The organism is Endozoicomonas sp. (assembly GCF_965196975.1).
Lineage (GTDB): Bacteria > Pseudomonadota > Gammaproteobacteria > Pseudomonadales > Endozoicomonadaceae > Endozoicomonas.
Genome location: NZ_OZ239981.1, coordinates 3,718,561 through 3,736,753, shown reverse-complemented (window position 1 = coordinate 3,736,753; position 18,193 = coordinate 3,718,561). Strand labels below are relative to the sequence as shown.

General features: G+C 49.6%; 31 protein-coding genes. 30 read left to right on the top strand and 1 reads right to left on the bottom strand.

What is annotated here, in order from left to right:
• Positions 1 to 246: 246 nt before the first annotated feature.
• The 29 genes from rpsJ (at position 247) to ACOCLE_RS16655 (ending at position 14,944) form a co-directional block, all read left to right on the top strand.
• A complete protein-coding gene (gene rpsJ, locus ACOCLE_RS16795; RefSeq protein ID WP_066014867.1) occupies positions 247 to 582 on the top strand; it encodes a 30S ribosomal protein S10 in 336 nt (111 codons plus the stop codon).
• A gap of 101 nt (positions 583 to 683) precedes the next feature.
• Positions 684 to 1,322 carry a 50S ribosomal protein L3 gene (gene rplC / locus ACOCLE_RS16790; protein ID WP_419533428.1) on the top strand — a complete coding sequence of 213 codons (639 nt, stop codon included), beginning with the start codon at positions 684 to 686 and terminating at the stop codon, positions 1,320 to 1,322.
• Between the two features lie 12 nt (positions 1,323 to 1,334).
• Positions 1,335 to 1,937 (top strand): 50S ribosomal protein L4, encoded by a 603-nt coding sequence (gene rplD / locus ACOCLE_RS16785; RefSeq protein WP_419533427.1) that lies wholly within the window; start codon positions 1,335 to 1,337, stop codon positions 1,935 to 1,937.
• A complete protein-coding gene (gene rplW, locus ACOCLE_RS16780; RefSeq protein WP_066014869.1) occupies positions 1,934 to 2,230 on the top strand; it encodes a 50S ribosomal protein L23 in 297 nt (98 codons plus the stop codon). Before rplD ends, rplW begins: the two co-directional genes overlap by 4 nt.
• An 11-nt stretch (positions 2,231 to 2,241) precedes the next feature.
• On the top strand, positions 2,242 to 3,069 hold the full coding sequence (gene rplB, locus ACOCLE_RS16775; RefSeq protein ID WP_066014870.1) for a 50S ribosomal protein L2: 828 nt from the start codon (positions 2,242 to 2,244) through the stop codon (positions 3,067 to 3,069).
• A gap of 21 nt (positions 3,070 to 3,090) precedes the next feature.
• Positions 3,091 to 3,369 carry a 30S ribosomal protein S19 gene (rpsS, locus tag ACOCLE_RS16770; RefSeq protein WP_066014871.1) on the top strand — a complete coding sequence of 93 codons (279 nt, stop codon included), beginning with the start codon at positions 3,091 to 3,093 and terminating at the stop codon, positions 3,367 to 3,369.
• A gap of 12 nt (positions 3,370 to 3,381) precedes the next feature.
• Positions 3,382 to 3,717 carry a 50S ribosomal protein L22 gene (gene rplV, locus ACOCLE_RS16765; protein WP_066014872.1) on the top strand — a complete coding sequence of 112 codons (336 nt, stop codon included), beginning with the start codon at positions 3,382 to 3,384 and terminating at the stop codon, positions 3,715 to 3,717.
• A gap of 11 nt (positions 3,718 to 3,728) precedes the next feature.
• Complete coding sequence (rpsC, locus tag ACOCLE_RS16760) at positions 3,729 to 4,436, top strand: 30S ribosomal protein S3 (protein ID WP_066014873.1); 708 nt, start codon at positions 3,729 to 3,731, stop codon at positions 4,434 to 4,436.
• 11 nt (positions 4,437 to 4,447) lie between these two features.
• On the top strand, positions 4,448 to 4,861 hold the full coding sequence (gene rplP, locus ACOCLE_RS16755) for a 50S ribosomal protein L16 (RefSeq protein ID WP_020582409.1): 414 nt from the start codon (positions 4,448 to 4,450) through the stop codon (positions 4,859 to 4,861).
• Positions 4,861 to 5,052 (top strand): 50S ribosomal protein L29, encoded by a 192-nt coding sequence (rpmC, locus tag ACOCLE_RS16750; RefSeq protein WP_020582408.1) that lies wholly within the window; start codon positions 4,861 to 4,863, stop codon positions 5,050 to 5,052. Before rplP ends, rpmC begins: the two co-directional genes overlap by 1 nt.
• Before the next feature lies 1 nt (position 5,053).
• Positions 5,054 to 5,317: a 30S ribosomal protein S17 gene (rpsQ, locus tag ACOCLE_RS16745; RefSeq protein ID WP_066014874.1), complete on the top strand. Its 264-nt coding sequence runs from the start codon at positions 5,054 to 5,056 to the stop codon at positions 5,315 to 5,317.
• Between the two features lie 114 nt (positions 5,318 to 5,431).
• Positions 5,432 to 5,800 carry a 50S ribosomal protein L14 gene (gene rplN, locus ACOCLE_RS16740; protein ID WP_066014875.1) on the top strand — a complete coding sequence of 123 codons (369 nt, stop codon included), beginning with the start codon at positions 5,432 to 5,434 and terminating at the stop codon, positions 5,798 to 5,800.
• 12 nt (positions 5,801 to 5,812) lie between these two features.
• Positions 5,813 to 6,127: a 50S ribosomal protein L24 gene (gene rplX / locus ACOCLE_RS16735; RefSeq protein WP_066014876.1), complete on the top strand. Its 315-nt coding sequence runs from the start codon at positions 5,813 to 5,815 to the stop codon at positions 6,125 to 6,127.
• 10 nt (positions 6,128 to 6,137) lie between these two features.
• The gene (rplE, locus tag ACOCLE_RS16730; protein ID WP_066014877.1) at positions 6,138 to 6,677 is read left to right on the top strand and encodes a 50S ribosomal protein L5; all 540 of its coding nucleotides are present in this window, start codon (positions 6,138 to 6,140) and stop codon (positions 6,675 to 6,677) included.
• 16 nt (positions 6,678 to 6,693) lie between these two features.
• On the top strand, positions 6,694 to 6,999 hold the full coding sequence (gene rpsN / locus ACOCLE_RS16725; protein ID WP_066014878.1) for a 30S ribosomal protein S14: 306 nt from the start codon (positions 6,694 to 6,696) through the stop codon (positions 6,997 to 6,999).
• Between the two features lie 29 nt (positions 7,000 to 7,028).
• Positions 7,029 to 7,421: a 30S ribosomal protein S8 gene (gene rpsH / locus ACOCLE_RS16720; RefSeq protein ID WP_419533426.1), complete on the top strand. Its 393-nt coding sequence runs from the start codon at positions 7,029 to 7,031 to the stop codon at positions 7,419 to 7,421.
• A 12-nt stretch (positions 7,422 to 7,433) separates the two neighbouring features.
• Positions 7,434 to 7,967 carry a 50S ribosomal protein L6 gene (gene rplF / locus ACOCLE_RS16715; RefSeq protein ID WP_419533425.1) on the top strand — a complete coding sequence of 178 codons (534 nt, stop codon included), beginning with the start codon at positions 7,434 to 7,436 and terminating at the stop codon, positions 7,965 to 7,967.
• A 14-nt stretch (positions 7,968 to 7,981) separates the two neighbouring features.
• Positions 7,982 to 8,332 carry a 50S ribosomal protein L18 gene (gene rplR / locus ACOCLE_RS16710; protein ID WP_066014881.1) on the top strand — a complete coding sequence of 117 codons (351 nt, stop codon included), beginning with the start codon at positions 7,982 to 7,984 and terminating at the stop codon, positions 8,330 to 8,332.
• A 12-nt stretch (positions 8,333 to 8,344) separates the two neighbouring features.
• The gene (gene rpsE / locus ACOCLE_RS16705; protein ID WP_066014882.1) at positions 8,345 to 8,860 is read left to right on the top strand and encodes a 30S ribosomal protein S5; all 516 of its coding nucleotides are present in this window, start codon (positions 8,345 to 8,347) and stop codon (positions 8,858 to 8,860) included.
• A gap of 3 nt (positions 8,861 to 8,863) precedes the next feature.
• The gene (gene rpmD, locus ACOCLE_RS16700; RefSeq protein WP_066014883.1) at positions 8,864 to 9,049 is read left to right on the top strand and encodes a 50S ribosomal protein L30; all 186 of its coding nucleotides are present in this window, start codon (positions 8,864 to 8,866) and stop codon (positions 9,047 to 9,049) included.
• 1 nt (position 9,050) lies between these two features.
• Positions 9,051 to 9,485, top strand: coding sequence for a 50S ribosomal protein L15 (gene rplO / locus ACOCLE_RS16695; protein WP_066014884.1), 435 nt, complete (start codon positions 9,051 to 9,053; stop codon positions 9,483 to 9,485).
• The gene (gene secY, locus ACOCLE_RS16690; protein ID WP_419533424.1) at positions 9,486 to 10,811 is read left to right on the top strand and encodes a preprotein translocase subunit SecY; all 1,326 of its coding nucleotides are present in this window, start codon (positions 9,486 to 9,488) and stop codon (positions 10,809 to 10,811) included.
• A 45-nt stretch (positions 10,812 to 10,856) separates the two neighbouring features.
• Positions 10,857 to 10,970 (top strand): 50S ribosomal protein L36, encoded by a 114-nt coding sequence (gene rpmJ / locus ACOCLE_RS16685; protein WP_081622108.1) that lies wholly within the window; start codon positions 10,857 to 10,859, stop codon positions 10,968 to 10,970.
• Between the two features lie 359 nt (positions 10,971 to 11,329).
• Positions 11,330 to 11,686 carry a 30S ribosomal protein S13 gene (gene rpsM / locus ACOCLE_RS16680; protein WP_101746626.1) on the top strand — a complete coding sequence of 119 codons (357 nt, stop codon included), beginning with the start codon at positions 11,330 to 11,332 and terminating at the stop codon, positions 11,684 to 11,686.
• A gap of 93 nt (positions 11,687 to 11,779) precedes the next feature.
• On the top strand, positions 11,780 to 12,169 hold the full coding sequence (rpsK, locus tag ACOCLE_RS16675) for a 30S ribosomal protein S11 (protein ID WP_020582394.1): 390 nt from the start codon (positions 11,780 to 11,782) through the stop codon (positions 12,167 to 12,169).
• Positions 12,170 to 12,184: 15 nt separating this feature from the next.
• Positions 12,185 to 12,805: a 30S ribosomal protein S4 gene (rpsD, locus tag ACOCLE_RS16670; RefSeq protein WP_066014887.1), complete on the top strand. Its 621-nt coding sequence runs from the start codon at positions 12,185 to 12,187 to the stop codon at positions 12,803 to 12,805.
• 31 nt (positions 12,806 to 12,836) lie between these two features.
• Positions 12,837 to 13,838 (top strand): DNA-directed RNA polymerase subunit alpha, encoded by a 1,002-nt coding sequence (locus ACOCLE_RS16665; RefSeq protein WP_066014888.1) that lies wholly within the window; start codon positions 12,837 to 12,839, stop codon positions 13,836 to 13,838.
• 68 nt (positions 13,839 to 13,906) lie between these two features.
• A complete protein-coding gene (gene rplQ / locus ACOCLE_RS16660) occupies positions 13,907 to 14,299 on the top strand; it encodes a 50S ribosomal protein L17 (protein WP_066014889.1) in 393 nt (130 codons plus the stop codon).
• A gap of 294 nt (positions 14,300 to 14,593) precedes the next feature.
• The gene (locus ACOCLE_RS16655; protein ID WP_419533423.1) at positions 14,594 to 14,944 is read left to right on the top strand and encodes a hypothetical protein; all 351 of its coding nucleotides are present in this window, start codon (positions 14,594 to 14,596) and stop codon (positions 14,942 to 14,944) included.
• Here ACOCLE_RS16655 and ACOCLE_RS16650 read toward each other — a convergent pair.
• Complete coding sequence (locus ACOCLE_RS16650; protein ID WP_419532972.1) at positions 14,939 to 16,219, bottom strand: ISKra4 family transposase; 1,281 nt, start codon at positions 16,217 to 16,219, stop codon at positions 14,939 to 14,941. The genes ACOCLE_RS16655 and ACOCLE_RS16650 overlap by 6 nt on opposite strands.
• Here ACOCLE_RS16650 and ACOCLE_RS16645 point away from each other — a divergent pair.
• Positions 16,218 to 18,176: a hypothetical protein gene (locus tag ACOCLE_RS16645; RefSeq protein ID WP_419533422.1), complete on the top strand. Its 1,959-nt coding sequence runs from the start codon at positions 16,218 to 16,220 to the stop codon at positions 18,174 to 18,176. The genes ACOCLE_RS16650 and ACOCLE_RS16645 overlap by 2 nt on opposite strands.
• Positions 18,177 to 18,193 lie beyond the last annotated feature (17 nt).

Sequence of the window (18,193 nt, the reverse complement as noted above, 5' to 3'; positions counted from 1 at the left end):
GGGGATTTGCGGTATTTTGCAAAGGAACCTATGCCAGGTTACAGCAATCCACAATATAAATGATGTTCGACCGACCTCTATAATGCCCGCCAGATAAAATGACATTCTGCTCTTCCATATAACAAAAACTTGTTTGAACGCTTGTGTTGACAGCAGGTTTTGTGGTTAGTAGAATTTCGCGTCCTTTTGTCTAGGTGACATAGTTCATCAGACTTTGTTCTTTATAGATGCCATGGTTAGAACAAAATGAGCCAACAATCAAAGCAGTCCTCACAGGCGCAGCAAATTCGTATTCGCCTGAAGGCTTTTGACCATCGCCTGATTGACCAGTCTACGCAGGAAATCGTTGATACTGCGAAGAGAACTGGTGCGCAGGTGCGTGGTCCAATCCCTCTGCCAACCCGAAAAGAACGTTTTACGGTTCTGATTTCTCCACACGTCAACAAAGACGCTCGTGATCAGTATGAAATCCGTACCCATAAGCGTCTTCTCGACATTATCGAGCCCACCGAAAAAACTGTAGACGCACTGATGAAGCTGGATCTGGCAGCCGGTGTTGAAGTGCAGATCAGTCTCGGTTAATGAGGCCATGGGCTCTCCATCAAAGTGTGCACACTTTTGTGTAACAGCTCTGAAGTGAGCGGCCATAGTGGGTAATAGCCCCGTACACGAGAGAGGTTGAAATGACTATTGGATTAGTCGGCAAGAAACGCGGTATGACCCGTGTTTTCACCGAAGACGGTGCTTCTATACCAGTTACCGTAATTGAAGTAGATCCAAACCGCGTTACCCAGGTTAAGAGCCTGGAAACCGATGGATACACTGCAATTCAGGTTACTTCTGGTAGCAAGAAAAGCAGCCGTCTCAGCAAGCCAGAAGCTGGCCACTTCGCCAAAGCAGGCGTTGAAGCTGGTTCTGGTCTCTGGGAATTCCGTATCGACGCTGACGCTGAATACAAAGCTGGCGACGTTATCGGTGTAGACCTGTTTGAGCAGGGTCAGAAAGTAGATGTTACTGGTCAGTCCAAGGGTAAGGGGTTCCAGGGCGTAATCAAGCGCTACAACTTCCGTATGCAGGACGCGACTCACGGTAACTCTCTGTCTCACCGTGCACCTGGCTCTATCGGCCAGTGTCAGACTCCAGGTCGAGTCTTCAAGGGCAAGAAAATGGCTGGGCATATGGGCGCTGAGAAAGTGACCGTACAGTCCCTGGAAATCGTTCGTGTTGATGGCGAGCGTAACCTGCTGCTGGTTAAGGGCGCAGTACCTGGTGCTACCGGTGCTGACGTTATCGTTAAACCTGCGGTTAAAGCTGGCGCCTGAGGGGATTAGACGATGGAACTGAAGGTAAACGGTGCAGATGCCGTTCAGGTCTCAGACGTGACTTTTGGCACTGAATTCAACGAAACCCTGGTTCACCAGGCTGTTGTTGCATTCATGGCAGGTGCGCGTCAAGGCACCAGAGCTCAGAAAAACCGCAGCGACGTAAGTGGCGGTGGTCGTAAGCCCTGGCGTCAAAAAGGTTCCGGTCGTGCACGCGCCGGTACTATCCGCAGCCCACTGTGGCGCGGGGGCGGCAAGACGTTTGCTGCCAAACCACAGAATCATGCTCAAAAGCTGAACAAGAAGATGTATCGCGCAGCGCTGCGCTCCATCTTGTCCGAGCTGGTTCGTCAGGAGCGTCTGGTGGTGGTTGAGCAGTTCGCTGTTGAATCTCCAAAGACCAAACTGGTTGTTGCCAAGTTGAATGAACTGAACGCTAACGGCGCGTTGATCGTTGCTGATGAAGTGGATCAGAACATTTATCTGGCCGCTCGCAACATTCCTCACGTGGATGTTCGTGACGTGCAGGGTATTGATCCGGTTAGCCTGGTTGCTCACGAGAAAGTCGTGATGACCGTGTCTGCCATCAAGAAGTTCGAGGAGATGCTGGGATGAACCAGGAACGTATTTTTAAAGTTCTGCTTGGTCCGCACATTTCCGAGAAGGCCACTGTCGTTGCTGAAGAGCACAACCAGTACGTCTTCAAGGTAGCTAAGGACGCAACCAAGCTCGAAATCAAAAAAGCTGTTGAGCAGCTGTTTGAAGTCAGCGTTAAAGCTGTCAGGACTGCCGTTGTTAAGGGCAAGACTAAGCGTACTCGTTTCGGTATGGGCCAGCGCTCAGACTGGAAAAAGGCTTACGTCAGCCTGGAGCAGGGTCAGGAAATTGACTTCGCGGACGCGGAATAAGGAGCTAGAGAATGGCAGTTATCAAATGCAAGCCGACTTCTCCAGGTCGCCGCTTCGTTGTCAAGGTAGTTAACCCTGACCTCCACAAGGGCCGTCCATACGCGCCTCTGGTGGAAAAGAAAGGCAAGACTGGTGGTCGCAACAATGCTGGTCGTATCACAACCCGTCATCGCGGGGGTGGTCACAAGCAGCACTACCGTATCGTAGATTTTCGTCGCAACAAGGACGGCATTCCAGCTGTTGTTGAGCGTCTGGAATACGATCCAAACCGTACTGCGCACATCGCCCTGTTGAAGTACATGGATGGTGAGCGTCGTTACATTATCGCGCCTAAAGGCGTGAAAGCTGGTGATGAGCTGTTCTCCGGTGTGCATGCCCCGATTAAAGCTGGTAATACTCTGCCTCTGCGCAATATTCCACAGGGTTCCATCGTACACTGTGTAGAAATGAAGCCTGGTAAAGGCGCTCAGATGATTCGCAGTGCTGGTGCTTCTGCCCAGCTGGTCGCTCGTGACGGTGCTTACGTTACTCTGCGTCTGCGTTCCGGTGAAATGCGTAAAGTATTGGCTGACTGTCGCGCCACTCTGGGCGAAGTCTCTAACAGTGAGCACAACCTGCGCTCTCTGGGTAAAGCGGGTGCTAAGCGCTGGCGTGGTGTGCGTCCGACCGTTCGTGGTGTTGCCATGAACCCGGTAGATCACCCACATGGTGGTGGTGAAGGTCGTACTTCCGGTGGTCGTCATCCTGTGACGCCATGGGGTGTTCCGACTAAGGGTCGTAAGACTCGTTCCAACAAGCGTACGGACAAAATGATCGTACGTCGTCGCAGCGCGAAGTAAGCCTAGAGAGAGGATACGATAGTGCCACGTTCATTGAAAAAAGGCCCATTTATCGACCTTCACCTGCTGAAGAAGGTTGAAGAAGCGGCTGAAAGCGGCAACAAGCGTCCGATCAAGACCTGGTCTCGCCGCTCCATGATTATCCCAACTATGGTTGGTCTGACTCTGGCTGTTCACAACGGTCGTCAGCACGTACCAGTCTTCGTTACTGAAGACATGGTTGGCCACAAGCTGGGTGAGTTTGCTGCAACCCGTACTTATCGCGGACACGCAGCAGACAAGAAGGCCAAGAAGCGCTAAGAGGGTATAGAAATGAAAGAAGTTGCTGCTATGCATAAAGGCGCTCGCATTTCTGCCCAGAAAGCGCGTCTGGTCGCTGACCAGATCCGCGGCAAGGCAGTTGGCGAAGCCCTGGATCTCCTGAGCTACAGCCCGAAAAAAGCTGCAGTTCTGGTTAAGAAAGTGCTTGAGTCTGCTATTGCAAACGCTGAGCACAATGACGGCATGGATATCGATGAGCTGAAAGTCTCCACTGTCTTCGTTGACGAAGGCATGACTATGAAGCGTATTCGTCCACGTGCCAAGGGTCGTGCTGATCGCATTCTGAAGCGGTCTTGCCATATTACGGTTAAGGTTGCAGAGGTCTAAGGAGCGGTCAGATGGGTCAGAAAGTACATCCTAATGGAATTCGCCTGGGCATCGTAAAGCCCCACCGTTCAGTCTGGTTTGCAGATGGCAGCGATTACGCTGACAAGCTGAATGCTGACCTGGCGGTGCGCAGTTTCATTGAAGCGAAGCTGAAAAATGCTTCTGTAAGCCATGTTGAAATTCAGCGTCCAGCTCAAAGCGCTCGCGTAACCATTCACACTGCCCGTCCAGGTATCGTGATTGGTAAGAAGGGTGAAGACGTTGAGAAGCTGCGTCAGGCTGTGTCCAAAATGATGGGCGTGCCTGTGCACATCAACATTGAAGAAATCCGCAAGCCTGAACTGAATGCCATGCTGGTAGCTCAGAGCATCGCTGGCCAGCTGGAGCGTCGTGTGATGTTCCGTCGTGCCATGAAGCGCTCTGTACAGAACGCTATGCGTCTGGGTGCCAAGGGTATCAAGGTTCAGCTGAGTGGTCGTCTTGGTGGTGCTGAAATCGCGCGTACTGAATGGTACCGTGAAGGTCGTGTGCCTCTGCACACCCTGCGTGCTGACATCGATTATGCACATTATGAAGCACTGACCACATACGGAATTCTGGGTGTGAAGGTCTGGATCTTTAAAGGTGAGGTTATCGGTGGCATGGCGCCAACTGTTGAGCCTTCCAAAGATAAAGAACAGCCAGCTCGTCGCCCTAAGAAGCGTCAAGCTAAGAGTTAAGGAGCGCGGAAATGTTACAGCCTAAGCGTACGAAATTTCGTAAGCAGCAAAAAGGCCGCAATCGTGGTCTGGCACTCCGCGGCTCCAAGGTTAGCTTCGGCGAATACGCATTGAAAGCAATCGGTCGTGGACGTATAACAGCTCGCCAGATCGAGGCGGCTCGTCGTGCCATGACCCGTCACATTAAACGTGGCGGTAAAATCTGGATCCGCGTCTTCCCTGACAAGCCGATCACCGGTAAGCCTCTTGAGGTTCGTCAGGGTAAAGGTAAGGGTAACGTGGAATACTGGGTGTGCCAGATTCAACCAGGCCGCGTTCTCTATGAGATGGAAGGTGTGTCCGAAGAGCTGGCTCGTGAAGCTTTTGCTCTTGCTGCAGCCAAGCTGCCACTGGAAACTGCCTTCGTTAAGCGGAGCGTAATGTGATGAAAGCTGCTGAACTGCGTGAAAAGTCTGTAGAGGAGCTCAACACTGAGCTGCTCTCTCTGCTGCGGGATCAGTTTAACTTCCGTATGCAGAAAGCTACTGGCCAGCTGGGTCAGAGCCATCTGCTGAAGCAGGTTAAGCGCGACATCGCTCGTGTGAAAACCATCCTGAACCAAAAGGCAGGAGCATAAGATGGCTGAAGACAAGAAGGTCCGTACCCTGACCGGTAAGGTCGTGAGCGACAAGATGGATAAAACCGTCACTGTTCTCATCGAGCGCCGGGTAAAACATCCGCTCTACGGTAAAATCGTTAAGCGGTCCACCAAGTTGCACGCTCATGATGAAAACAACGACTGCCGTATGGGTGACGTTGTAACCATCAAAGAGACGCGTCCTCTGTCAAAGAGCAAGACGTTTACGCTTGTATCTATTGACGAGCGTGCTACTCAGATCTAAGGCTACGGTGCTTTGGGCTTGAGTGATTAATGGCCGTTCCGGCTGTTTCTGGAACGGTTGTTTTTGTGAAAGCTGGCGAGTACCCGTCTGCAGTTTGGGCTTGGAGAATAAGCAATGATCCAGACAGAAAGTCAACTCGAAGTCGCTGATAACAGCGGCGCCCGTCGAGTTCAGTGTATCAAGGTGCTGGGTGGATCCCACCGCCGTTACGCTGGCATTGGCGACATCATCAAAGTATCCGTCAAGGAAGCAATTCCTCGCGGTAAGGTCAAAAAAGGCCAGGTGATGAACGCTGTTGTCGTGCGTACTAAAAAAGGTGTTCGTCGTCCAGACGGTTCCCTGATCAAATTCGATGGCAATGCAGCTGTTCTTCTGAACGCAAACCTGCAGCCAATCGGTACCCGTATCTTTGGACCAGTGACTCGTGAACTGCGCGGTGAGCAGTTCATGAAGATCATCTCACTGGCCCCAGAAGTACTTTAACGGGAGCAGGTCATGAAAAAGATCCGTCGTGATGACGAAGTCATCGTAATTGCCGGCAAGGACAAAGGTAAGCGCGGTAAAGTGCAAACCGTTCGTGCTGACGGCAAACTGATTGTTTCAGGCATCAATATGATGAAGAAACATCAGAAGCCTAACCCAATGCTGGGCACTCCTGGTGGAATCGTAGAGAAAGAAGCGGCTATTCAAGCTTCTAACGTTGCGCTTCTGAACCCTGAAACCAACAAGGCTGATCGTGTTGGCTTTGCTATCGAAGATGGCAAAAAACAGCGCGTATTCAAGTCTAACGGCAAGCCTGTTGACGCGTAAGGGGAGAGTGATGGCAAATTTTAAAACCAAATATCGTGAAGAGATTCTTCCAAAGCTCAAAGAAGAGCTGGGTGTAAAGAACGTTCATGAAGTGCCACGCATCACTAAAATCACCCTGAACATGGGTGTGGGTGAAGCGATTGGTGACAAGAAAGTTATCGAGCATGCCCTGGCTGACATGGAAAAAATCGCTGGTCAAAAGCCAGTGGTAACCAAGGCTCGCAACTCTGTTGCAGGCTTCAAGGTTCGTGAAGGCTGGCCAATCGGTGTTAAGGTGACTCTGCGTCGTGAGCGCATGTATGAGTTCCTGGAGCGTCTGGTTGACATCGCTCTGCCACGTGTACGTGACTTCCGTGGTCTGAGCCCTAAGTCTTTCGACGGCCGTGGTAACTACAGCATGGGTGTTAAAGAGCAGATCATCTTCCCTGAAGTTGATTACGACAAAATCGACACTCTGCGCGGTCTGGACATCACTCTGACCACTACCGCCAAGAATGACGAAGAAGGCCGTGCTCTGCTGAAGGCTTTCAACTTCCCATTCCGTAACTGATACAGGTACGAGTTTTATGGCAAAAGTATCCATGAAGCAACGGGAACTGAAGCGTCAGCGCACCGTTGCCAAGTATGCTGAAAAGCGTGCACAGCTGAAAGCTGTGATTAACAATCCTAACAGCACTGAAGATGAGCGTTGGGATGCCCAGGTAGCTCTGCAGAAGCAGCCTCGCAATGCGAGCAAGGCTCGTCTGCGTAACCGCTGCCGCATCACTGGCCGTCCACACGGCGTGCTGCGCAAGTTCGGCCTGAGCCGTATCAAGCTGCGTGAAGCAGCGATGCGTGGCGATGTTCCAGGTCTGGTTAAGGCCAGCTGGTAAGCGCATTTCATCTTCGGGAGATATAGATAATGAGTATGCAGGACCCGTTAGCAGATATGCTAACTCGTATCCGTAATGCCCAGATGGCAGAGCACGCCTCTGTCACCATGCCGTCCTCCAAAATCAAGGTTGCTGTAGCCAAGGTTTTGAAAGACGAAGGTTTCATCGCTGACTACAACGTAGCTGGCGAAGCCAAGGCTGAACTGGTTGTTGAGCTGAAGTACTTTGAAGGCAAGCCAGTTATTGAAAGCCTGATGCGTACCAGTCGTCCTGGCCTGCGTTCTTACGCTGGCAAGGAAGCTCTGCCAAAAGTGAACGGCGGTCTGGGTATCGCTATTGTTTCCACCAACAAAGGTGTTATGACCGATCGCGCTGCTCGTGCAGCCGGTGTTGGTGGTGAAGTTCTCTGCACTGTGTTCTAAGGGAGGGGTATTATGTCTCGAGTAGCCAAAAGCCCTGTTGCTATCCCTGCTGGTGTAGAGATTAAGCGCAATGGCCAGATCCTTGTAATCAAAGGGTCTAAGGGTCAACTGGAACTTGTTGTTCACAACAATGTCGAAGTTGCTCAGGAAGAAAACGTTCTGACGTTTGCTCCACGTGATGGTGCCAAGCACTCTCGTACTCTGGCCGGTACTACCCGTGCTCTGGTTAACAACATGGTGACTGGCGTTACCGCTGGCTTCGAAAAGAAGCTGCAGCTGGTAGGTGTTGGTTATCGTGCAGCGGCCAAAGGTAATAGCCTGACTTTGAACCTGGGCTTCTCCCATCCGGTTGAATACGAACTGCCAAAAGGCGTGACTTGTGAAACCCCAAACCAGACTGAAATTCTGGTTCGCGGTATCGACAAGCAGCTGGTTGGACAGGTTGCTGCGGAAATTCGTGAATTCCGTCGTCCTGAGCCTTATAAAGGCAAGGGTGTTCGCTATGCTGACGAACGCGTTCGTCGCAAAGAAGCCAAGAAAAAGTAAGGTAGGGTGAGATCATGATGGACAAGAAATCTTCTCGCCTGCGTCGTGCCCTTCGTGCAAGGGTTAAGATGCGTGAGCTGGGTGCCATTCGTCTGAGCATTCATCGTACGCCTCGCCACATCTATGCGCAGGTTATCGCCGCTGACGGCGACAAAGTGCTGGCAACTGCCTCCACTGTTGAAAAAGAACTGCGTGGCGAAGCTACCGGTAACGTAGAAGCTGCCAAGAAAGTTGGTGCTCTGGTTGCTGAGCGTGCCAAGGCGGCGGGTGTGACCAAGGTGGCGTTTGACCGCTCTGGTTTCAAATATCACGGTCGTGTCAAGGCGCTTGCCGATGCAGCCCGTGAAGGCGGACTGGAATTCTAAGGGTAGAACGTCATGGCAAGAGAAAGAGATGAGCGTAAGCCTAACAACGACGAAGGCTTGATTGAGAAGCTGGTACAGGTTAACCGAGTAGCCAAGGTGGTGAAAGGTGGTCGTATCTTCGGCTTCACAGCTTTGACCGTTGTTGGTGATGGCAAGGGTAAGGTTGGTTTCGGTCGCGGTAAAGCCCGTGAAGTGCCAATCGCTATCCAGAAGGCTATGGAAGCTGCCCGTCGCAACATGATTAATGTTGACCTGAACGGTGACACCCTGCAGTACCCTGTGAAAGCCCGTCACGGTGCTTCCAAGGTTTACATGCAGCCAGCATCTGCTGGTACCGGTGTTATCGCCGGTGGTGCAATGCGTGCCGTTCTTGAAGTGGCTGGCGTACATAACGTACTGGCCAAGTGCTACGGTTCTACCAATCCTGTGAACGTAGTTCGTGCTACTTTTAACGGTCTGCGCGACATGCGTTCTCCTGAAGGCATTGCCGCTAAGCGTGGCAAGTCTGTTGAGGACATCCTGGGGTAAGTCATGGCTGAGAAGATGATCAAAGTGACGCTCGTGAAGAGCACCAGCGGTCGCCTCGAAAGCCACAAGGCTTGCGTACGGGGTTTGGGCCTGCGTCGTATCAACCACACTGTTGAAGTAGAAGATACTCCTTCAGTTCGTGGCATGATCAACAAGGTTTCCTACCTTGTCCGGGTAGAAGGAGAATAACATGCGTTTGAATACTCTGAGCCCGGCTGAAGGTAGCCGCAAAGAGGGTAAGCGCGTAGGTCGTGGCATCGGCTCCGGCCTGGGCAAGACCTGTGGCCGTGGTCACAAGGGTCAGAAGTCCCGTTCCGGTGGTTCTGTCAAGCCAGGTTTCGAAGGCGGTCAGCAGCCACTGCAGCGTCGTCTGCCTAAGTACGGCTTTACTTCACGCAAAGCGCGCTTCACTGCTGAGATTCGTCTGCACGAACTGAGCAAGGTAGAAGCTGACGTGATCGATCTGGCTGCACTGAAAGCTGCTGACCTGGTCAGCGGTAGCATCCAGCGTGCTAAAGTGGTACTGTCTGGCGAATTGGCTAAAGCAGTGACCATTAAAGGTCTGGCTGTTACCAAAGGCGCCCGTGCTGCGATTGAAGCTGCCGGTGGTAAGATCGAGGACTAAATGGCTAAGACATTACCTGTTGGGAATCAAAGCGGCTTAAACGAGCTCTGGTCTCGCGTTAAGTTCGTGTTTCTGGCGATCCTGGTTTACAGGATCGGTGCGCACATCCCTGTGCCGGGCATCAATCCTGATGCGCTGGCTCGGATGTTTCAACAAAATGAAGGCACCATTCTGGGTTTGTTCAACATGTTCTCTGGCGGTGCGCTTGAGAGGATGTCGGTACTGGCTCTGGGTATCATGCCTTATATTTCGGCATCCATTATCGTTCAGTTGATGAGCGTGGTGAGTCCGCAGTTGGAGCAGCTCAAGAAGGAAGGTGAGTCCGGACGTCGCAAGATCAGCCAGTACACCCGCTACCTGACCGTTGCCCTTGCTCTGATTCAGGGTACTGGCATGACTGTCGGTCTGGCCAATCAGGGTGTTGCCTTCAGCACTGACCTCAGCTTCTACGTTGTTGCTGTTGTCACGTTCGTAACCGGTGCCGTCTTTATGATGTGGCTGGGCGAGCAGGTGACTGAACGGGGAATCGGCAATGGTATTTCGATTCTCATTTTTGCAGGTATTGTCGCTGGTCTTCCAAGTGCGATTGTGCGGTCTTTCGAGTCCGCACGCCAGGGTGATATTAACATCCTGATGCTGCTCGCCGTTGCGCTTCTGGCAATTGCGATCATCGCATTTGTGGTCTTTATCGAGCGGGGTCAGCGCCGGATAACCGTAAACTATGCCAAGCGTCAACAAGGACGTAAGGTGTTTGCGGCCCAGAGCAGTCATCTGCCATTGAAGGTTAATATGGCCGGCGTTATTCCAGCTATTTTCGCTTCAAGCCTGCTGCTGTTCCCTGCGTCTATTGCGCAGTGGTTCGGTCAGGGTGAAGGCATGGGATGGCTGCAGGAAATTGCTCTGGCGCTGGGTCCGGGTCAGCCACTGAACATCATACTGTTCTCGGCAGGCATCATCTTCTTCTGCTTCTTCTACACTGCGCTGGTCTTTAATCCAAAAGACGTGGCAGACAATCTGAAGAAGTCGGGTGCATTCATTCCTGGTATTCGTCCGGGAGAGCAGTCTGCACGTTATATTGATGGTGTCTTGACTCGCCTGACCATGTTCGGTGCTCTCTATATGACAGCAGTGTGTCTGTTGCCACAGTTCCTGGTAGTGTCGGCCAATGTTCCGTTCTACCTTGGTGGTACCAGCCTGTTGATCGTGGTTGTCGTGGTAATGGATACCATGGCTCAGGTGCAGTCGCATCTCATGTCGAATCAGTATGAGTCGCTGCTGAAAAAATCCAATCTTAAGGGCTATGGCTCCAGCGGTCTGATCCGCTAAGCCTCTCTCGACGAGAATAGTTCTGCAACGGTTGTGGAGTTAGTTATGAAAGTACGTGCGTCGGTTAAAAAAATCTGCCGCAACTGTAAGATCATCAAGCGTAAGGGTAATGTGCGCGTGATCTGTCAGGAGCCACGTCACAAACAGCGTCAGGGCTAATAGTTTTTGGGAATCTACGGATTCTCCAAGCGGCTCTACTCTGGTCTAATGTGACCCTAGGCAAAAACAACCGTTCATGATTTTTTTCATGAGCGGTTGTGTTTTATCGAAAGGGGGATTACAATTTCCGCCTTTCGACCTGTTGGAAGTGCTTTTGGGTGCGTGTGTGTTTTAGCTTTGCTACAACGCTCCGCTTCGAAGGTGCTTTCTCAGGATGAAAGCAGCCATTTCTGAAACAATGGATTTTCTATCGTTTCAATATGGTGACGTGTTTCAGTTTAATTTGGTTTTGCTGAGAAATCAGGAATGATCAACTGAATAGCTGCTACACGGTTAAATGTAATAACGGAGACGATTGAATGGCCCGTATTGCTGGCGTCAACATTCCAGATAACAAGCATGCCGTTATCTCGTTGACCTACATTTTTGGTATCGGTAAGACTTCAGCTCAGCAGCTTTGCGCTGCCACTGGCGTTAACCCGTCTGCCAAAGTATCTGAACTGAGCGAAGATCAGCTGGAATCTCTGCGTACTGAAGTTGCAAAACTGAACGTAGAAGGTGACCTGCGTCGCGAAATCAGCATGAACATCAAGCGCCTGATGGACCTGGGTTGCTACCGTGGCCTTCGCCACCGTCGCAGTCTGCCGGTTCGTGGTCAGCGCTCGAAGACCAATGCCCGTACTCGTAAGGGTCCGCGCAAACCGATTCGTAAGTAAGAACGTTGCATTTCTCTAAAGAGCCTCTATTCATAGAGCGTTTCAATAAAGAAATTGAGCAACGGACTTTTTCAATACAGGATTTGTTCTGATATGGCAAAGCCAGGTACTCGTACACGTAAGAAAGTTAAAAAGTCGGTTGTGGATGGCATCGCCCATATTCACGCCTCTTTTAACAACACTATCGTGACAATTACCGACCGCCAGGGTAATGCATTGTCCTGGGCTACTGCTGGAGGCTCCGGCTTCCGTGGTTCCCGTAAGAGCACCCCGTTCGCTGCCCAGGTTGCAGCTGAGCGTGCTGGACGTGCTGCCGCTGAGTTCGGTCTGAAGAATTTGGACGTGAATGTTAAAGGGCCTGGTCCAGGCCGTGAATCCGCTGTACGCGCGCTCAACGCTTGTGGTTTCAAGATCAATAACATCACTGATGTTACCCCGATCCCACACAATGGTTGTCGTCCGCCCAAGAAGCGTCGTGTATAAGCAGGAGACCGGTAAATGGCTAGATATATAGGTCCTAAGTGCAAACTGTCTCGTCGTGAAGGCACTGATCTCTTCCTGAAGAGTGGTGTTCGTGCGCTCGAGTCAAAGTGCAAGGCAGAAAATGCTCCTGGTCAGCATGGCCAGCGTCGTGGTCGTCTTTCTGACTACGGTGTTCAGCTTCGTGAGAAGCAGAAAGTTCGTCGTATCTACGGTGTACTGGAAAAGCAGTTCCGTAACTACTACAAGGAAGCTGATCGTCTGAAGGGTGCTACAGGCTCAAACCTGTTGCAACTTCTCGAAGCTCGCCTTGATAATGTGGTTTACCGCATGGGATTCGGTTCTACCCGTGCAGAAGCACGCCAGCTGGTCAGCCACAAAGCTGTCATGGTTAATGGCAAGACTGTAAACATCCCGTCTTTCCAGGTTCGTCCTGGTGACGTAGTTGCTATCCGTGAAAAGGCAAAGAACCAGCTGCGCATCAATGCAGCGCTTGAACTTGCTGCTCAGCGTGGTTTCTCCATCTGGGTAGAAGTAGACGCCAGCAAGAAAGAAGGTGTCTTCAAGACGCTGCCCGAGCGGAGTGATCTGGCGGCCGACATCAACGAGAGCTTGATCGTCGAGCTGTACTCCAAGTAAGGGATAGACAGTTAGGTGGGGTGTAACATCCATGCAGAATTCGGTTACTGAATTTCTAACTCCTCGACACATTGATGTTGAGGAAATCAGTCTGACACGGGCAAAGGTCACCCTGGAGCCGCTGGAACGTGGTTTTGGGCATACCTTAGGCAATGCCCTGCGTCGCATTCTTCTTTCCTCTATGCCCGGCTGTGCCGTGACTGAGGTAGAGATTGATGGCGTGCAGCATGAATACAGTGCTATTGAAGGTGTTCAGGAAGACGTTATTGAAATCCTGCTCAACCTGAAAGGCCTGGCTATTCGCATGACTGGCCGTGACAGCGTTACTCTGACTCTGAGCAAAAAAGGTGAGGGTGTCGTCACTGCTGCTGACATCCAGCTGGATCACGATGTTGAAATCGTGAATCCTGATCATGTTATTGCCCACATGAACGACAAGGGCAATCTCAACATGAAGCTGAAGGTTGCTCGTGGTCGTGGGTATGAATCAGCCGACAGCCGCCGTCAGGATGAAGAGGAAACTCGCGCTATCGGCCGTCTGCAGTTGGATGCCACCTATAGCCCTGTATACCGTGTTTCCTATGTCGTAGAAAGTGCTCGTGTAGAACAGCGTACTGACCTCGACAAGCTGGTTATCGATCTGGAAACCAATGGTACTCTGGATCCTGATGAAGCCATCCGTCGTGCTGCAACTATTCTGCAGCAGCAGCTGGCTGTATTTGTGGATCTGGAAGGTGAGTCCGAGCCAGAGCCTGTGAAGGAAGAAGACGAGGTTGATCCGATTCTTCTCCGTCCAGTTGATGATCTCGAACTGACTGTACGTAGTGCGAACTGTCTGAAGGCAGAGAACATCTACTACATTGGTGACCTGATCCAGCGCACTGAAGTTGAGTTGCTCAAGACCCCGAACCTGGGTAAGAAGTCCCTGACTGAGATCAAGGACGTTCTGGCCTCCCGTGGTCTGAGCTTGGGTATGCGTCTCGACAACTGGCCACCTGCCAGTTTGAAGAGTGACGACAAGGTTTCTGCTTAATTGCGGCTGAGGGTTGCCACCGTTGTAGAAACAGAGGCAACTCCCAGTAAGAAGAGGAAGTTTGTGCCATGCGTCATCGTAAGAGTGGCCGCAAGCTTAACCGGAACAGTTCTCATCGCAAAGCGATGTTCAAGAATATGGCTGCTTCCCTGGTTGAGCACGAAGTAATCAAGACAACACTGCCAAAGGCTAAAGAGTTGCGCCGTGTTGCTGAACCGCTGATCACCCTGGCTAAGGAAGACAGCGTTGCTAACCGTCGGCTGGCGTTCGATCGTCTCCGTAACAAGGCTGCGGTAGGCAAACTGTTTACTGATCTGGGTCCGCGTTTCAAAGAGCGTCCAGGCGGTTACATCCGCATCATCAAGTGCGGATTCCGTCATGGTGACAACGCTCCTATGGCTTACGTCGAGCTGCTGGACCGTCCTGCTGTTGAAGCAGTAGAGTCCGCTGACGAAGCATAAGTCAGTTAAAAAAGTCGGGTTTTCCCGGCTTTTTTATTTTCATCTTCCTTCCTCTCTTCCCGTTAAGGCTGCGCTTTTTCCCTTTCACATTTATTTCTACTATTTGATTTCTGATTTTTTTACTCTGAAATCCAAATAGGTTATTCATTGAACTTTTATCTGTGATTTTCTCTATTTTCTTTTGTTTTAGCTTTTTTTAATTCTCATAGAACTATTCCGCTACATCCGAATCTTAGTTTCATTAATTGTTCAATTGAGGGATAAGCGGTGGACCCCGTAATTACAGTGCAACCAATGCGATCTGGTTATCTGCCAGACGCCGGTGAAGTAAATAAAGGAGTTCCTGTTTGTGAATCTGCAGACGTATCCATATTGAATGCTCTTGAAAAGGAGTTTCACGCAGCCAAAAGTGATTGCAAAGTTTCTCAGGCATCCGGACAAAATGCATTTGTCGCATTAACTTCAAATAGAGGAAAGCCAGAATTTTTTGTTGTTTCGAATGGAGCAGACACTACACCTGTTGCACAGGGAGAGAGCGGCATTTTTTTTAACAGTCGTAGGATTGAAAGAGATTCAATAGATCGTTGGGTGTTGTGTGGGTCAGGATTTATGGGGTGCTCTCTCAATTTGATAACTGACTCATAGGTTAGCTTCAACCTTTCCAGTCATGAACTCAGACCAAAGTTGTTCCCAGCGCCCCTTACTCTGGATCAGTGCTCTTGTTGTCAAAAGCACTTCCGCTCCTGTTGCTTTCCACCTCATTCCAGAACCACATAATCGTTGCTTTACCAGAGTCTTACAAGCCGCTTCAGTAACTCCTGAACCTATTGGCCAATGGCGTTTAAGCGCCTGATGATAATTCATTAACTGGTGATTGTTTGTAAAATAGCTCACAGCTTTGTAGCGCTTCTCTGTCAGTGCGATTGTCTTTTTCGGGAGCTCGGCTGATTCAATTTCCTGAAGGATTTTTTTGGCTGCTCCACGCTTGTTTTTCAAACTATGTAGCCTGTCTTCAAGCCACTGGTGTCGCTTCGCCTTACTGGTTGGAAACAGTGCTTCCGCTGCTCCAGCTAAATATTCAGATGCATGATAAAAATCGAGTATCTGCCCAGAGGTATGTTGTTTCAAATAACTCCAGTTTTCTCTAGCCCCGTCAGCTACCCCGATGTATGTGGCATTTGGGTAGAGTCGTTTTAGATCTGCAATCTCCTCGTCGAGCTTGCTCATAAAGCTTTGTTTACCATACTCTGGCGAACTGGCTGTATATATCGTGTGGAGCCTGTCTCCATCTGCAGAATATAGGCTCAATGTCCCACACATGGCTTCCCTCCAGCCTTCTTCACAAAGCAGCATGCAGGTTCCATCCAGACCAATGGCTATTGTTTCAACAGGCTCTTTTAGTGGAGGAAGGTGGTAGTGAGTGTCTTGCTGGTCTTCAATTAATGCACCTACTCTGTCCGATAAATGCTTGATATAAGAATTTGAAAGCGTCCTTTGATGGTTGGTCTCAAAATCTTCTTTTACCGCAGGCGCTGGCATCTGGCTGTATTTCCAGGCGATAGACTTGGCAAATTTGGGGGTAGCTGAACCAATAATACCGGCACGAAGATCAAGTGCTGCCAGAGTACTGCCACCTCTGACACCCTGATATACGGAGCGCTCCAAAGGTATACGACCGTATAAGGTTTCATAGTGCTTAAGAACCTTTCCTTTGTAGTTCCACTTCTGCTGATTAACGACGATAGGTTCTTTATTGGGTGATTCAAATAGCCCCAATAACTCTTTTGTTCCAAGCTGCCCGGCTTCATTGAGTGCACGCTGTAAACTATCTTCAAGATTCAGCATGTTGCCTGAATCTATAGAAACTTCAATTTGCAAAACGATGCTTTTGGTAGAGCTGGAAATAACAGAAGCGGGCATGACAGTTAACTATTATGAGTGGTGTTCCCATAGTAGCTGTGAAAATAGAGCACTATTGTTTCAATCATTCAGAGAGAGCACCCGATTTATGTTGGTCAGTAAAGCGGGTGAACCAAAAGAAGCACCAGCTAAAAGTCCAAGCGATCCCCGCTGTAATTCAGGAGGCACAACCTCTTACACAAGTTTTCAGGAAGTACCCGGCAAGCCTTTAGGTCAGTGGTTGTCCAGTCATGAATGTACTGATATGAAGAAGCTTGAGTTTTCAAAAAACCTCTTGCAAGGCTGTCTTGTTATGCATAAGGAAGGGAAAGCTTTTCAGTCTGTCATTAGGCCTGAAGTGATTCTTTATGATGAAGATAAGAAACAGGTTAGCTTTCTCAATGATAAAATCTTAATGGATGAGGGCTCTGGAGCAAGAGCAAAAGGTACCTATGCAAAAGATGCTTACTGCTTTCCGGAAGATTCTAGCCATCGTGCTAGCCAGGAGCAGAAAGATGTTTTTTCATGCGCTATTCTTTTTATGAATCTGTTCTCAGGTCGGCCTGAAGGCTGTTCTGCAGCAAAAGTGAGGTCTAAGGATGGTCATGCTTATGTGGAACGAAAAGCACATTTGATGATGGAGGGGACTAAAAAAATAGCTACTGACGTCAGGTTATCCTGTCTTCAGCTTTTTGAGGATATGTCTTCCAGTAAGGCTTCAGCAAGACCAGCACTTAGTGTTTGTTTAAAGAGATTGTCTGAGCAGGCAGATTTATATTCAGCCATCGTGCAGAGTATTGAAAGTAAAGAGTCTTATGAAAGGCAATGTAGAGAGAATATGCATTCGCTGCAACTACAAATTGATAAAGTATCGAAGTCTACAGATTTAGATAAATCGGCTAAAGACTCTCAGCTTGCTTTGTTGGAGCAGCAGCTTGTTGAGGCCAAAGTACAGCTGTCCAAATATGAACAGGTGAACAAAGAGAAAGAAGAGGCTCTTAAGCAGAAGCACCAGGCTTTGGAAATGCAAAAAAGTGAAAGTCGGAAGTTAAAAGAAGAAAATGATGGGCTTCTACAAGAGCATGAGGAGCTTGAGAGTCAGTTGAGAGAGGCTGCGGAGAAAGTAAAAGACTTGGGAGGGCAAAGCAGAAAAATTCAGCAGGATGCAAGAGAAAAGCAGGATGAGCTTAAAGCTGATAAAAAACTCTGTGAAGAAAGAGCTCTACAGCTACAAGAGGAGTTATCAGGTAAACAGAAGAGTTATGATGGTAAAGTGCTTGAGCTAGAGGAGGAAATAAAAGCCAGACAAGTCAGTGAACAAAGATATCAAGAGCTAAAAAAACAGGTGCTTGAGGAAATGAAGTCATGTGCCTCAAACGAGCCTGGGAAGAAAGCTGATTTTATGAATAATATTTCAGGTGCTATGCTAGCATGGCCTTTGCCAGAACGGATCCAATTATTGGATGATTTATGTTGCTCTATTATTTTGAATAAGGATGGCTCATACCAGCATCGAGGTAATTCTCGATCCTATCGTCCAGTGAATTTTACTCAAACACAAATAGACCAAATCAATATGCTGAGAGCCGAGGCATTAAAAGCGGCAATAGCGATGCTTAATAAAGCGATGCTTGATGATGATGATTCTTTAAAGTTTAAAACATGTAAATATCTTGATGAAAGTCTAGCTGTTCATTTCCAGCCAACCCATTCGCTTCAGTCTTGGGATAGTGGTTGTCAGGTTGATAGTCAAAAGCTCCTGGCAAAAACTCCAGAAATATGGAAGTTTCGGGATCATGGAGAGAAGGGTAAATGCCATCCTCTTCAGATGCATTTCCAGGATGGCAGAGTTGGTGATAAGAACCAAGATAAGAAATTGACGGATTACATGAAGCATCTGGCGAATGCAGGAGTTGAAGTGGCGGGTAAGGCACTCTATGAAGAGATATCTGACAGGTCGATAGTTGATAAAACGTAACTATTCAGCACCCTTCA